Raw genomic sequence first — 12,461 nt, 5'->3', positions numbered from 1 at the left:
GCCCCATTTGCCCCGGCGGCCCGGACATCTTAAGTCAGGACCGCGCCGCGAAGGGTTCGCGACCGCTTCCCGCCCGGATCCCATGGCCGTCGTCCTCGACCTCCTGCGCAACGACCAGCGCCCCCGTCACCCGGAGAAGGCGCACCGGCCCGACCAGCCGATCCTGCGCAAGCCGGACTGGATCCGCGTCAAGGCGCCGGGCTCGCCGAAATGGGCCGAGACCCAGGCCATCGTGCGCGAGAACAAGCTCGTCACGGTGTGCGAGGAGGCGGGCTGCCCCAACATCGGCGAGTGCTGGGAGAAGAAGCACGCCACCTTCATGATCATGGGGGATACCTGCACCCGGGCCTGCGCGTTCTGCAACGTGCGCACGGGCATGCCGGACGCCCTCGATCTGGCCGAGCCCGAGCGGGTGGCCGAGGCCGTGGCCAAGCTCGGCCTGCACCACGTCGTCATCACCTCGGTCGACCGCGACGACCTGAAGGACGGCGGCGCCTCGCATTTCGCCGCCGTCATCGCGGCGATCCGGCGCTCGAGCCCCTCGACCACCGTCGAGATCCTGACCCCCGACTTCCTGCGCAAGGACGGCGCCCTCGAGATCGTGGTGGCGGCCCGCCCCGACGTGTTCAACCACAACCTCGAGACCGTGCCGTCGAAGTACCTGACGGTGCGCCCCGGCGCCCGCTACTTCCACTCGATCCGCCTGCTGCAACGGGTCAAGGAACTCGACGCCACCATCTTCACCAAGTCGGGGATCATGGTGGGGTTGGGCGAGGAGCGCAACGAGGTGCTCCAGCTGATGGACGACCTGCGCTCGGCCGAGGTCGACTTCCTGACCATCGGGCAATACCTGCAGCCGACGAAGAAGCACCACCCGGTCTTGTCCTTCGTGACACCGGACGCGTTCAAGGCCTACGAGACCACCGCCTACGCCAAGGGCTTCCTGCTCGTCTCGGCGACGCCGCTCACCCGCTCCTCCCACCATGCCGGCGAGGATTTCGCCCGGCTCAAGCAGGCCCGGCTCGACCGGCTGGGGACCGTCTGACCCGATGCCGAGCTTCCGCACCACCCGCACCGTCCGCCACAGCCCGACGGAGATGTTCGATCTCGTCGCCGACGTCGAGCGCTATCCCGAGTTCCTGCCGCTCTGCGACTCGCTCCGGGTGCTGCGCAAGCAGGAGGGCGAGGACGGCACCGAGACCCTCGTCGCCGACATGGGCGTCGGCTACAAGGCGATCTCCGAGCACTTCACCACCCGGGTCCGCCTCGACCGGCCGAACCTGAAGATCCTGGCCGAGTACATCGACGGCCCGTTCCGCCACCTCGAGAACCGCTGGACCTTCCGCGAGGCCCCGAACGGCGGCTGCACGGTCGAGTTCTTCATCACCTACGAGTTCAAGAGCCTGGCGCTCGGGCTCCTCATGGGCAAGATGTTCGACCGGGCGTTCCGCAAGTTCACGGATGCGTTCGAGAGCCGGGCGGATCGGTTGTACGCGCGGGCGTGACACGGTTTCCACTTGATCCAGTCTGATACAGTCGGGCGCGGGGGCCCCCTCTCCCGTGTGGGAGAGAGGTTGGGGCGATCGAAGATCGCGCGAGGGTGCTACGGTTCCGCAAGATGCTGAACCGTCCCGCGGCCCGGACGAAGGACGATTGAGGGATCAGCGTCCCAGCACCACCCCGAGATCGATCCCGCTCCCCATCGCCACGTAACCCGCCCGGTTCGGATGCAGCCGGTCGCCCTTGCCGCCGGTGGTGCTCTCCGGGACCATCTCGGGGCGCAATCCGCCGGTCGAGGGATCGAGGGTCGCGGCGTCGAAATCGACCACGCCGTCGAATACCCCCGACTCGCGGATGAAGGCGTTGAGGCCGCGACGCTTCTCGTCCTGCTCGGGATGGCCGTGGGCGGGGCTGGAACTGCCCTTGGCCGAGGTGAGGGTGGCGCCGATCACCCGCACGCCCGGGATGCCGGCGCGCAGGCGGGCGACGCCCTCGCGCATCCCGGCCTCGACCGCCTCCCGGGTGGCCTCGCCGTTGCGGCTGAAATCGTTGGTGCCCTCGAGCCAGATCACGCTGGCGACGCCCGACAGGCCGATCACGTCGCGGTCGAGCCGCGCCAGGGCGGAGGGACCGCCCGGGAAGGGCTTCCGGGGGCCGTATTCCGCCGGGCCGACCACCTGGTTGCCGCCGATGCCGGCATTGACCACCGCGACCCGGTTGCCGGCCTTCGCGTGCAGGCGGCGCGACAGCACGTCGGGCCAGCGGTCGTCGCCGTTCATCGTCGAGGCGGTGCCGTCGGTGATCGAATCGCCGAAGGCGACCACGACCGGGGTCGGCGCGCTCACCGCCATGTCGACGGCATCGAGGAAGAACCACGAGGCGGTGGAGTACGGGAAGGCGGCCTCGTCCTCGTCGGCGCCGTGCCCACCCGCGCCGGGTGCGGTGGCGTAGGAGGTCTGGAGCGCCTTGGCGTGCCAGGTCATCGGCCCGCTCGCGCCCACGACGTGGAGCGAGACCGCGAGCTTGCGCCCGGCGAGCAGGGCCGCATCGGGGTCGGCCGCGAAGGGCAGGGCGACCGGGTCGGACCAGGCCTCGCCCCCGGGCGGGACCGTGACCCGGTCGCGCCCGGAAAACAGCACCGGCCGGTTCGTCCCCGGCACCAGGGCGCCGCCGCCGAGCTGCAGCCCGGCATGGACGCCGTCGAGGGTCAGCGGCCGGGTACCGAAGGCGTTCGAGATCCGCAGGCGGGCCTCGCGGCCCTACAGGTCCGGGCGCAGCACCAGCCGCAGGGTCTGGTCGCGGGCGCCCTCCGCCGGATCGGGAAAGGCGAAGCTCTGGTCGGGCTGGGCCGAGGGGTTGCCGACCGGGTAGGGGCCCTGGACCGAGCCGGCCCAGGCGGTCGCCCAGCGGCGGTCCTGCGCCTCCGCCGGGGCCGCCCACAGGGCCGCGAGACAGAGGGCGGCCGCGGCCGCCTCGCGCCAATGCCTCATCGCGTCGTCCTCCCGATCGGGGGCGTCGTCGCGCCCCTGCCGCCCGAGAGAGCACGCCGCCCGCGCGGGCGCCAGCACTTGCGCGCGGAATGTGCGCTGGAACACGCCGGACGCCGCAAGGCGGGCTTAACCATCGGCGATCTCGCGAGGGTCCGACGCCGCCGCACGATCGTCCGGCGATCGGCTGCGGCTCGTCGTGCTGCCGCCGCGATCCGTCCCGACGACCCGGCTCCCGTGATGGTTCATGCGAGGCTCCCGGGTCCCACCCTGATCGAGGGGGTGCCCCCATGACCCATCCGTGGCCTCACCATCACGCCGACGGCTCGACGCACTACACCCATTGCCGGCCCGAGACCGTCGAGGCGCTGCCCGCCGCCGAGCCGATGCGGCCCGACTGGCGCCGGCGCGGGCGCGGCGCCCTCGGGATGCTGGGGGCCTCCGGCCTCGTCGCCGGGGCGATCTGGTTCGCCATGCTGTGCGACCCGACCGTCTCCCGCGCCGCCCTGCCGCCCTCCGCCGACGTCTGCACCAATGCCGGCCACCTCGCGCGGGTGTGGTTCGACGCCGAGACCGCGCGGCGCGCCCGCGTCGCCGAGGCGCCCCACCAGCACGCCTTCAACAGCATGCTGCTGTGGTACCGCTCGGCCGAGGGCCAGTGCGCCGCCGGCCGCACCCAGGAGGCGGTGCGCAGCTTCAAGGCCATCGAGCGGATGATCGCCGGCTTCGACGCCAACCGCGAGGACCGCGACGAGGCCGAGGAGTAGGGCCGGGGCCGGGGTTCCGAGTCGAAGCCCTCATCCGAAGCCCCAATCATAAGCCCCTTGCGCGCCGGGCCCGTTCGCGCTTGGCTCCGCCGACGCGCCGGGAGGGCTTGAGCGAGATGAGCGACGGGCTGACCTTCGTGCTGGTCCACGGCGCCTGGCATGGCGGCTGGTGCTGGGTCCGGGTGGCCGATCGCCTGCGGGCGCAGGGGCACCGGGTGCTGTCCCCGACCTGCACCGGCCTCGGCGAGCGGGCGCACCTGATGTCGCGCGCCATCACCCTCGACACCTTCGTGCAGGACGTCGCCGGAACGATCGCCGCCGAGGAGCTGACCGACGTGGTGCTGGTCGGGCATTCGTTCGGCGGCCTCGCCATCAGCGGCGTCGCCGAGGCGATGCCGGAGCGGCTGCGCCACCTCGTCTATCTCGACGCGCTGATCGTGGAGCCGGGCCGGTCACCCTTCGACGGGCTCGCCCCCGAGGTGGTGGCGGCCCGCCGCCGGGCCGCCGCGGAGTCGAGTAGGGGCGTGAGCCTGCCGCCGCCGCCGGCCGCGGCCTTCGGGGTGCTCGATCCGGCGGACGCGGCCTGGCTCGAACGGCGCCTGACCCCGCACCCCTTGGGCACCTACGAGAGCCCGCTGCCGATCCGCGGCCCCGTCGGCAACGGGCTGCCGCGCACCTACGTCGATTGCACGACGCCGTCCTACGCCACCCTCGACCGGGTCAAGGACTGGGTGCGGGGCCAGCCCGGCTGGAACTGGCGCGACCTCGCCACCGGCCACGACGCGATGGTGAGCGCGCCGGGGCCGCTCGCCGACCTGCTGGTCGAGCTCGGCCGGGGATAGGCCTATTCCGGGGATAGACCTATCCCATGGTCGCCACGGTGCGGCCGGGGTCGATCTCGATCAGCCGCAGGCCGAAGCTGCGGCCCTCCTGCGCCTCCCAATCGGCGAGCACGGCATTGACCCGCTCCGGGCCGTCCTCGGCCAGGGTGCGGCTGCCGACCGATTCCTCGATGGCATGCGCGACCTCGTCCATCAGCCGCGCACGGGACTTGCCCCGGGCGGGCCCCTCGGGGAGGCCGGACCCGCAATAGGCGGCGACGATCTGCTCCGACAGGGTCTCGATGACGGCCTGGTTCACGGAGGTCATGCCCATCCTGCGCTCTCCCGTTCGGCGGGGTCGCGCCCCGTCCTGGTGAACCGGGACAACGCGGCAGGGCGCGGGCGGTGCCGCGGCCCTCAGCCGGCCTGCTGCTGGCCGGCGCGGTGGGCCGCGAGGGTGACCACCTCGGCCGACGGCGCGGCGCTCGCCGGCTCCCGGCCCATCATGAAGATCACCGGGTTGCGCGGCATGTAGCCGGGATTGCGGCGCAGGTTGAGCAGCGGCTGCAGCTCCACCGCGGTCAGGTCCTTCGGCGTGGCGTCGCGCCAGACATGGCCCGGCGAGGCGGCACGGGCGAAGGGCCACCAGGAGCGGCGCTCGGTCTCGACCTGCAGGACGAGCTTGCCCGTCAGGGTCTTGCGGAAATTGAAGCGACCCGTGATGGCCATAACGCGTCCTCCATTCCGGACAATCTGGACCCGCGCGGCTTAGCACGGCACTAACGGACATGGGGCGGCCACGCTTGGCCGAAAAGCCGCGAGGCCCCGCCCGGCCCACGGCAACGCTGCCGCACCCACTGCACTAACGGTCGCGATGCCGAAACGCTCCCTCACGCTCACCGCCGCGCTGATCGCACGCACCCACCCGCACCCCGTGGCCGCGGACGAACGCGGCCCCGGCTGCGGCATGGCGCTGATGGGCGAGGCGGAGGCCGATGCCCGCCTCGACGCGGCCCTGGCGGAGAAGCCGGGCGATCGCGACGCCCTGTGGCTGTTCGCCTACGGCGCCCTGATGTGGCGGCCGGAATTTCCCGTGGCCGAGCGGCGCGCGGCGACGGTGCGGGGCTGGCACCGCCGGTTCTGCCTGTGGCAGCCCGGCTTTCGCGGCACGCCGGAGCGGCCCGGCGTGATGCTGGCCCTCGACCGGGGCGGCCGATGCCGCGGCTTCGCCTACCGGATCGCCGGCCCCGACCTGCGGGAGGCGGTCCGGCCGGTCTGGCGGCGGGAGATGCGCGGGCGCGGATACGAAGCCCGCTGGATCGCCGTAGGGACCGCGGACGGCCCCGTCCCGGCCCTGGCCTTCGTGGCCGACCGGGCGGGGACGCGCTACGCCGGACGCCTGACGGACGAGGCGATCGCCGGGCACATCGCGGCAGCCTGCGGCCCGACCGGCCCGAGCGCCGAGTACCTGCTCAACACGGTGGCAGCCTGCGAGGCGGCGGGCCTGCGCGACCGCCACCTCTGGACCCTGCAGGCGCTGGTGGCGGAGCGGCTCGCGGCTCAGAACAGCCCGACGCCGACCCCCGGCTCGCGCCGCGGCGGGTAGCCGTAGGGACCGGTCGAGACGCCGTAATAGGGCAGGACCGGCGCGTAGCCGAAGCCGAGGAGACGGCGCGGCGGCGGAGCGGCGACGAGGATGTCGGCCTGCACCTCCGCCTCGAGGGCGACGGGCGGGGGTGGGGGCGGCGCGACCCAGCCGGCCGAGAACCCGGCTCCGGCGCGCCCCGCATAGCCGGCGGGCATGTCGGCGGCGGCCGCCGGCGCGGCGGCCAGGGCAGCCGCCAGAGGCAGGCAGGCCAGCATCGTGCGGAGCGTCATGGGTCGAAGAACCTCGGAAGGATCGGACGTACGGACAAGCTTCACCGGGGCATCCCGGTTCCCCGGATCGTGACCTAGATTGGTGAACGAACCGGATCCGCGCGAGCCACCATGACCGAGACGCCTGCGTTCTACGACGACCTCGCGGGCTGCCTCGCCGAGGCCTGGCGCCGGCTGGAGGAGGGCGCGGCCCACCAGAGCGGCTTTCACACGCCGGCCCTCGCCACGATCGGCCGCGACGGCGCCCCGCGCCTGCGCACCGTGGTGCTGCGCGGGGTCGACCGGGCGGCCCGGTCGTTGCGCGTCCATTGCGACGCCCGCTCCGCCAAGGCCGCCGAGATCGCCGCCGACCCCCGGGTCTCGCTCCACGCCTACGATCCCAAGGCCAAGATCCAGGTCCGGATCGAGGGCACGGCCCGCCTGCACGGGCAGGACGCGGTGGCCCGCGCCGCCTGGGCGGCGTCGCGGCCGATGAGCCGGATCGGCTACGCCACCGCGCCCGGGCCCGGCACGCCCCTGGCCGAGGGCGGCGCCTACGCCCAGCCCCGCGACGACGACGGCGTGGAGGCCGGTTTTGCGGAGTTCCGCGTGGTCGTGCTGACGGCCGCCCGGCTCGAGTTCCTGTACCTCGCCCGCCAGGGCCACCGGCGGGCGCTGTTCAGCTGGGACGGGAAGGAGCCGGCGGCGACCTGGCTGGCGCCGTAGCGGGCCCCGGCCGGCTCGATCGCCCCCGAGGTTCCGCCGCCGGCCATCCGGGCCGAGCATGGCGCGCGGCGGATGCGGCGCGAGCGAGGCGCCGTCACCGCCTCACGATGCCGCCCGCAGCCGCGCGAACCCGGCGTCGAGGTCCCGCGTCAGGTCGTCGAGGTCCTCGAGCCCGATCTGGAACCGCAGGCCCGGCCCGCCCGGGGCCCAGGGGTTGGCGCTGCGATAGGGCGCGCAGTCGAACGGGATCACCAGGCTCTCGAACCCGCCCCAGGAAAACCCCATCCCGAACAGCTCCAGCCCGTCGAGCATCGCCGCCACCGCCGCCTCGGGGCAGGGCTCGAGGATGATCGAGAACAGGCCGGAGGAGCCCAGGAAGTCGCGCGACCAGATCGCGTGGCCGGGATCCTCCGGCAGGGCCGGGTGGAGCACCCGGGCGACCTCCGGCCGGCCCTGGAACCAGCGGGCGAGGGCGAGCGCCTGCTCGCCGTGCTCGCGCAGGCGCAAGGGCAGGGTGCGCAGGCCCCGCAGCGCCAGGAACACGTCCTCGGCCCCGGCGCACATCGAGAACTGCTCGAAGGTCCGGCGCAGGGCCGGCCAGTACTTGGCATTGGCGGACGTCAGGCCGAGCAGCAGGTCCGAGCCGCCCGACAGGTACTTGGTGCCGGCCTCGATGGCGATGTCGACCCCACGCTCGTGCGGCGGGAAGAGCAGCGGCGTCGCCCAGGTGTTGTCCATCAGGACGCAGGCGCCGCGGTCGTGGGCGGCTTGCGCGATGGCCGGGATGTCCTGCATCTCGAAGCTCTGCGAGCCCGGCGCCTCGGTGAGCACGGCGGCCGTGTTCCCGCGCATCAGCGCCGCGATGCCGGCCCCGATGGTGGGGTCGTAGTAGGTGGTCTCGACCCCGAACCGCGCGAGGAACCCGTCGCAGAACACCCGGGTCGGGCGGTAGGCGGAATCGGTCACCAGGAGGTGGTCGCCGGCCTTGAGGCAGGAGAGCAGCCCGACCGTGACGGCGGCGAGGCCCGAGGGCGTCAGCACCGTGCCGGCGGCGCCCGCGAGCTCGGTCCAGGCGGCCTCGAGGGAGCGGATCGTCGGGGTGCCGGCGGTGCCGTAGGTGTATTCCGACCGCCGGTTCTGAATCGCGTCGTAGCTCTCGTAGAGCACGGTCGAGCCGCGATAGATCGGGGTGTTGACGAAGCCGTGCTGCTGCGACGGGTCGCGGCCGGCATGGACCAGGCGGGTGCGGGTGCCGAGGCGGCTCTTGTCGCGGGGCGGGGTGATGCTCATCGGGCCTCTGGCGTGGCAGGATCGGGCGTCCGGAAACCGGACGGAAGATCGAGGCCGAGCACATCCCGCACCACCCGCCGCCGTCAAGCCTGGGCGGTGACGGTCTGCCGCGAGATGTAGGACGCCAGATCAGATGGCAGAACCGGGAATTTCCGGGATCGGCCGGGTTCCGTCGGGATAGGCACTTGTCCCCAAAGGATTTTTCGGCCTTACGGTGGTCGATCTGGGCGAACGCGCCGCGCCCGAATCATATGGCAGAACAAGGCGTGGCTGGGTGCTGACGCGCAACATCATCTGTCATGGCCTTGTGGAGCCGGCGGCCCAGAAAAACAGGCCAGCGGCCACGACTTCGCACAGCAGGATGCACCCTACCGCGGGCCTCGAGGTCCAAACCCGAACGCCGGAGCGACAGCGCCCGCATCAAATGCGTCGGCCCGCCGAGCCTCGTCCCGCTGCCGAAGCGCGGCGACACCTACATGGTGCTGATGGGCTGGGCCGACGAGGAGCTGGTGGAGCAGGGGAAGTACACCTTCCAGAAGGCGACCCTGTCGGGCGATCCCGAGCAGGGCGAGACCATGGACCTGACCTTCCGGGCGGCCGACTTCGTCGACAAGCTCAAGGTGTCGGGCCGCAAGCACTACGACGCCACCACCTACGGCGACCTGGTGAAGAACCTCGCCGGCGAAGCCGGCCTGGGCAGCCAGGTCGGAGCCCGAGCTGGCGAAGATCGAGCTCGCCTACCGCCTGCGCTGGGACCAGTCACTGATGGATTTCGCCACCGCGGTCAGCAAGGAGATCGGCGCCACGGTCAAGCCCGCCGGCGGCAAGCTGGTCGCGATGAAGCGCGGGGGCGGGAAGAACGGCGCCGGCACCGCCTTCGCGCCGATCCTGATCCGCCGGCGCCGGAACTTCGGCTACGAGATCGAGGTCGAGCCGCGCCCGGAGGTCGGCAGCGTGGCGGCGGCGTGGTACGACGAGAGGACCGGGAAGCGGAAGCTGACCAAGGCCTCCGCCAAGCGCCAGGGGCCGATCCGCATCCTGCCCCACCCCTACCGCAACGAGGCCGAGGTCTACGCCTCGGACAACCGCTCGGGCGGCGGCTACTTCGAGAGCCCGGGCCTGCCGCATGCCAGGGCCGAGGCTCCGGCGACCTCCTCCGGGTTAGGCCCGCTGATCGACGGCCAGTGGAAGGCCGAGAGCGTCAACAAGACCGTGCGGAGCGACGGCGGCTTCCTCACCACCGTCCACGTCACCGCCGGCGACGACAAGAAGGGGGAGAAGGGCAAGTGAGCGCCAAGCGGCTCCACAGCTTCACCGCGAAGGCCGGGCCGTGGGTGGCGGGCTACCGCCGCGACCCGGCCGCCGCCACGATCGCGCTGACGCCCGAGGAGGCGGAGCTGGATCTTTTGGCCGGCACGATCGTCCCGGACGGCACGCCGACCGGGCCCGTCGTGGTGCCCGGTGCCGTCGCGGCGATCCGCGGCGCCCGGGACTACGATTTCACCGTCGCCGATCTCGTCGAGTACCTGGCCGGGTCCGACCTGGGCGAAAGCTTGCGCAGCGCGTTGCGGGACGGCGTGGCGCCGGAGCGCGACACGCTCGCCAAGCTCTCGGCCGCGCTCGATGCCGCGGTGGTACTCCTGAGGGCGGCGATCCAGACCCGTGCTCCGGCGAGCGCTCTGGCCGGTAAGGCGGCAGCAGGAGACAATGCCGACATCACCAGCCTGTCCGGCCTCACCACTGCACTGTCCATCGCGCAGGGCGGAACCGGTGCCCGGAGCGCCGTCGAGGCGCGCGCCGCCCTCGGCCTGCCGCTCGTGCCGGGAGATGCTGGCATGGCGGCCGTCATGGAGGCGCTTTACGGCGCCTGGATCGACAGCCTTCCGGTGTGGTCGGGCGAGGGTCCAGTTCCGGTCCCGGCCGGCAAATACTTCCGCCAGGGCGCTGGCGGCCTCCCTCTCAAGGCTCAGTAATCGAGGTCCATCGTGCGTCTCTCGCGCCTACTCGCCACCGTCTCCGCTCTGACGATCGTCCCCACGCTCGCCCTCGCGCTGGGTGTAGCGCCGGTCGTGCCGGTGCCTAATCGAGCGACCAACGACAACTCGGCAGCGCCTGCGAACACGCGCTACGTCGACAGCGCCGTGAAGATCCTGCTGGATGCTCTCTCGAGCGGAGCGCCGGCCGTCGACGGATCGGGCCTGCGGGTCCGGCCGGCGCCCGGCTCCGACCTGTTCGATCTCGCTGCGCTCCTGTCCGACATGGCGCCGGCGCGCCTCTACGGCGTCCGCTGCGACGGCCTTGCCGACGACACGCAAGCCATCGCCCGGGCGTTCCGGTCCGCACCCGTCGTGCTCATGCCGCGCGGAACCTGCCTGGTGGCCGCCGCGGCCGTGCCGGCAGGGGGCACGCTCCAAGGGCAGGGGGATGCAACCTATCTGCGGGCCAAGGTTGGGACGACCGCGCTCACCCTCGGCAAGGGCGCATCGGTCCGCCGCCTCAAGGTCGACGGCAATGCGCCCGACCAGCCGGCGGACGTGGACTGCATCGTGGCGTCCGGTGTCGGCGCGGTCACGCTCGACGACGTGACGGTCGGCGGCTGCAAGCGTCACGCCTTCTCGGTCCTCTCTAATACCGACCGGGCCGATCGGACCGAGACGCGGATCGTCAACTCGCGGCTCGGCGCCTACCAGGACGCGCTGCATTGGGAGGACAGCGGCGCCATTGTCGTGCGCGGCGGCAGCCTGTCGGGCGGCCAGGCCGGCATGGGCGATGGCGGCAGCATCTACGGCTCGTCGGATATCACCGCGGATGGCGTGACCTTCGACGGCGGCACCAACGGCATATATGCCCGCGCCGGCCTGACGTGCCCCGACAGCACCAAGCCGACGGAGTGCTGGCTCGACCCCGCCAAGGGCTACACGCAACGGCTCGTCGTCAGGGACAGCCGCTTCCGCAATCAGCAGTACTTCGGCGTGCTGTTCGCCGGCCGGTCCCTGAGCATCGACGGCTCGTCGTTCCTCAACGTTGGCATTCCCTCCGATCGCAGTCACTGGACCCGGAGCGCCGTCATCGGGCCCGGCTTCGACATGCGCGTGACAAACAGCCTGTTCGACGGGGTCGGCGGTGATGGGATCGACTTCGGCGGAGCGGTCGGCTGCTCGGCGATCGGCAACACGTTCCGCAACATCAACGTGATGGCTGTAGAGGTCAATTCGGCCCAAAACTGCCTGGTCGCGGATAATACCATCTACGCGACGTGGATGACGACGGCGTTCCCGGGTTCGCCCATCAAGGGGGCGATCCAGGTGCAGCGCGACGCCGAGACGATCCTGCCCGCCCTGCGCCTGCGCGCCTCCGGCACCGTCCTGCGCAACAACACGCTGCTGCCATATGGCGGCGCCACCCGGGCCATCTGGGTCGACGACGACGGGACCGACACCAAGGCGACACTGACCTACATCGCGGGCAACGTCGCGCGCGGCTGGGGTGCCGGCAGGGCGATCACGAGTGGGTCGCCCTCGACCGTCCAGTGGCAGAACACGACGGACGACGCACCGACCGCGGCGGGCGCCTGGACCGATTTCACTCCATCGCTCGCCTGCCCCTCCGGCTCGCTCGGCAGCGCGAGTGCGACCGGGCGGTACTTCATCCATCCCGGCGGATCGGTGTCGGTACAGATCAAGGTCGCTGTGACGACGAACGGGACGTGCGGCGGGTACGGCCTACGGGTCGGTCTCCCGAGGGGCGTCAACGGCATCGGCGGCAAGTGGGTCGGCAAGGGGCCGTCCGGCGTCATTACCGGCGACTTCACCGCCTACGACAGCGTCGTCGTTCTGCAAAAGCTGGACGGCGGCTATCCCGCCGCCGACGGCGCGACGCTGGAAATCGGCGGGTCGTACCTGCTAAACTGATGACATTCGATCCTGCGCCCCATGCCATCTGATTTTGCGCGCTACACCTGGGCAGTGAGAACCTGCGCCGATCGCGAACCGGCGGCAGCCCCGCCTACGCTG

15 protein-coding genes are annotated in these 12,461 nt (G+C 72.1%); 9 read left to right on the top strand and 6 right to left on the bottom strand.

Features of this window, described 5'->3' with window-relative positions:
- The first annotated feature begins 82 nt into the window (after positions 1-82).
- Complete coding sequence (gene lipA / locus V3T34_RS03100) at positions 83-1,045, top strand: lipoyl synthase (protein WP_091882454.1); 963 nt, start codon at positions 83-85, stop codon at positions 1,043-1,045.
- A gap of 4 nt (positions 1,046-1,049) precedes the next feature.
- The gene (locus V3T34_RS03095; protein ID WP_048431019.1) at positions 1,050-1,505 is read left to right on the top strand and encodes a type II toxin-antitoxin system RatA family toxin; all 456 of its coding nucleotides are present in this window, start codon (positions 1,050-1,052) and stop codon (positions 1,503-1,505) included.
- Positions 1,506-1,661: 156 nt separating this feature from the next.
- Here the strand turns inward: V3T34_RS03095 and V3T34_RS03090 are convergent, their stop codons facing one another.
- Positions 1,662-2,660 carry a GDSL-type esterase/lipase family protein gene (locus V3T34_RS03090; RefSeq protein ID WP_305079071.1) on the bottom strand — a complete coding sequence of 333 codons (999 nt, stop codon included), beginning with the start codon at positions 2,658-2,660 and terminating at the stop codon, positions 1,662-1,664.
- Positions 2,661-2,759: 99 nt separating this feature from the next.
- The gene (locus V3T34_RS03085) at positions 2,760-2,990 is read right to left on the bottom strand and encodes a hypothetical protein (RefSeq protein WP_305079072.1); all 231 of its coding nucleotides are present in this window, start codon (positions 2,988-2,990) and stop codon (positions 2,760-2,762) included.
- 287 nt (positions 2,991-3,277) lie between these two features.
- Here V3T34_RS03085 and V3T34_RS03080 point away from each other — a divergent pair, with 287 nt between their 5' ends.
- Both V3T34_RS03080 and V3T34_RS03075 read left to right on the top strand, forming a co-directional pair.
- Positions 3,278-3,754 carry a hypothetical protein gene (locus V3T34_RS03080; protein ID WP_305079073.1) on the top strand — a complete coding sequence of 159 codons (477 nt, stop codon included), beginning with the start codon at positions 3,278-3,280 and terminating at the stop codon, positions 3,752-3,754.
- 116 nt (positions 3,755-3,870) lie between these two features.
- The gene (locus V3T34_RS03075; RefSeq protein ID WP_305079074.1) at positions 3,871-4,596 is read left to right on the top strand and encodes an alpha/beta hydrolase; all 726 of its coding nucleotides are present in this window, start codon (positions 3,871-3,873) and stop codon (positions 4,594-4,596) included.
- Positions 4,597-4,615: 19 nt separating this feature from the next.
- On the opposite strand, the gene V3T34_RS03070 is transcribed toward V3T34_RS03075, so the two are convergent.
- Both V3T34_RS03070 and V3T34_RS03065 read right to left on the bottom strand, forming a co-directional pair.
- The gene (locus V3T34_RS03070; RefSeq protein ID WP_060847747.1) at positions 4,616-4,909 is read right to left on the bottom strand and encodes a hypothetical protein; all 294 of its coding nucleotides are present in this window, start codon (positions 4,907-4,909) and stop codon (positions 4,616-4,618) included.
- A gap of 83 nt (positions 4,910-4,992) precedes the next feature.
- Positions 4,993-5,304, bottom strand: a complete 312-nt coding sequence (locus tag V3T34_RS03065; protein ID WP_060847746.1) for a hypothetical protein — start codon at positions 5,302-5,304, stop codon at positions 4,993-4,995.
- 145 nt (positions 5,305-5,449) lie between these two features.
- On the opposite strand from V3T34_RS03065, the gene V3T34_RS03060 reads away from it, so the two are divergent.
- Complete coding sequence (locus tag V3T34_RS03060; RefSeq protein WP_305079075.1) at positions 5,450-6,181, top strand: gamma-glutamylcyclotransferase; 732 nt, start codon at positions 5,450-5,452, stop codon at positions 6,179-6,181.
- Here the strand turns inward: V3T34_RS03060 and V3T34_RS03055 are convergent.
- Positions 6,136-6,453, bottom strand: coding sequence for a hypothetical protein (locus V3T34_RS03055; protein WP_091882475.1), 318 nt, complete (start codon positions 6,451-6,453; stop codon positions 6,136-6,138). The two genes, V3T34_RS03060 and V3T34_RS03055, sit on opposite strands and share 46 nt — an antisense overlap.
- A 111-nt stretch (positions 6,454-6,564) precedes the next feature.
- Between V3T34_RS03055 and V3T34_RS03050 the strand changes: the two genes are divergently transcribed.
- Entirely contained in the window at positions 6,565-7,158 is a 594-nt protein-coding gene (locus V3T34_RS03050) for a pyridoxamine 5'-phosphate oxidase family protein (RefSeq protein ID WP_305079076.1), read from the top strand.
- Positions 7,159-7,260: 102 nt separating this feature from the next.
- On the opposite strand, the gene metC is transcribed toward V3T34_RS03050, so the two are convergent.
- A complete protein-coding gene (metC, locus tag V3T34_RS03045) occupies positions 7,261-8,448 on the bottom strand; it encodes a cystathionine beta-lyase (protein ID WP_305079077.1) in 1,188 nt (395 codons plus the stop codon).
- Between the two features lie 765 nt (positions 8,449-9,213).
- Between metC and V3T34_RS03040 the strand changes: the two genes are divergently transcribed.
- The 3 genes from V3T34_RS03040 to V3T34_RS03030 are packed head-to-tail and all read left to right on the top strand — an operon-like array spanning position 9,214 to position 12,359.
- Positions 9,214-9,738, top strand: coding sequence for a hypothetical protein (locus V3T34_RS03040; protein WP_305079078.1), 525 nt, complete (start codon positions 9,214-9,216; stop codon positions 9,736-9,738).
- A complete protein-coding gene (locus V3T34_RS03035) occupies positions 9,735-10,421 on the top strand; it encodes a hypothetical protein (RefSeq protein WP_305079079.1) in 687 nt (228 codons plus the stop codon). The genes V3T34_RS03040 and V3T34_RS03035 overlap by 4 nt, the downstream gene beginning before the upstream one ends.
- A 12-nt stretch (positions 10,422-10,433) precedes the next feature.
- On the top strand, positions 10,434-12,359 hold the full coding sequence (locus V3T34_RS03030) for a right-handed parallel beta-helix repeat-containing protein (RefSeq protein ID WP_305079080.1): 1,926 nt from the start codon (positions 10,434-10,436) through the stop codon (positions 12,357-12,359).
- Positions 12,360-12,461 lie beyond the last annotated feature (102 nt).

It is taken from the genome of Methylobacterium ajmalii, from assembly GCF_036448855.1.
Lineage (GTDB): Bacteria > Pseudomonadota > Alphaproteobacteria > Rhizobiales > Beijerinckiaceae > Methylobacterium > Methylobacterium ajmalii.
This window is presented reverse-complemented; position numbering and strand designations above follow the sequence as displayed.

What these genes read in the sequence shown, in the direction of transcription:
- lipA (WP_091882454.1), top strand. Translation starts at nt 83, where the DNA reads ATGGCCGTCGTCCTCGACCTCCTGCGCAACGACCAGCGCCCCCGTCAC.
- V3T34_RS03095 (WP_048431019.1), top strand. Translation starts at nt 1,050, where the DNA reads ATGCCGAGCTTCCGCACCACCCGCACCGTCCGCCACAGCCCGACGGAG.
- V3T34_RS03085 (WP_305079072.1), bottom strand. Translation starts at nt 2,990, where the DNA reads ATGAGGCATTGGCGCGAGGCGGCCGCGGCCGCCCTCTGTCTCGCGGCC.
- V3T34_RS03080 (WP_305079073.1), top strand. Translation starts at nt 3,278, where the DNA reads ATGACCCATCCGTGGCCTCACCATCACGCCGACGGCTCGACGCACTAC.
- V3T34_RS03075 (WP_305079074.1), top strand. Translation starts at nt 3,871, where the DNA reads ATGAGCGACGGGCTGACCTTCGTGCTGGTCCACGGCGCCTGGCATGGC.
- V3T34_RS03070 (WP_060847747.1), bottom strand. Translation starts at nt 4,909, where the DNA reads ATGGGCATGACCTCCGTGAACCAGGCCGTCATCGAGACCCTGTCGGAG.
- V3T34_RS03065 (WP_060847746.1), bottom strand. Translation starts at nt 5,304, where the DNA reads ATGGCCATCACGGGTCGCTTCAATTTCCGCAAGACCCTGACGGGCAAG.
- V3T34_RS03060 (WP_305079075.1), top strand. Translation starts at nt 5,450, where the DNA reads ATGCCGAAACGCTCCCTCACGCTCACCGCCGCGCTGATCGCACGCACC.
- V3T34_RS03055 (WP_091882475.1), bottom strand. Translation starts at nt 6,453, where the DNA reads ATGACGCTCCGCACGATGCTGGCCTGCCTGCCTCTGGCGGCTGCCCTG.
- V3T34_RS03050 (WP_305079076.1), top strand. Translation starts at nt 6,565, where the DNA reads ATGACCGAGACGCCTGCGTTCTACGACGACCTCGCGGGCTGCCTCGCC.
- metC (WP_305079077.1), bottom strand. Translation starts at nt 8,448, where the DNA reads ATGAGCATCACCCCGCCCCGCGACAAGAGCCGCCTCGGCACCCGCACC.
- V3T34_RS03040 (WP_305079078.1), top strand. Translation starts at nt 9,214, where the DNA reads ATGGATTTCGCCACCGCGGTCAGCAAGGAGATCGGCGCCACGGTCAAG.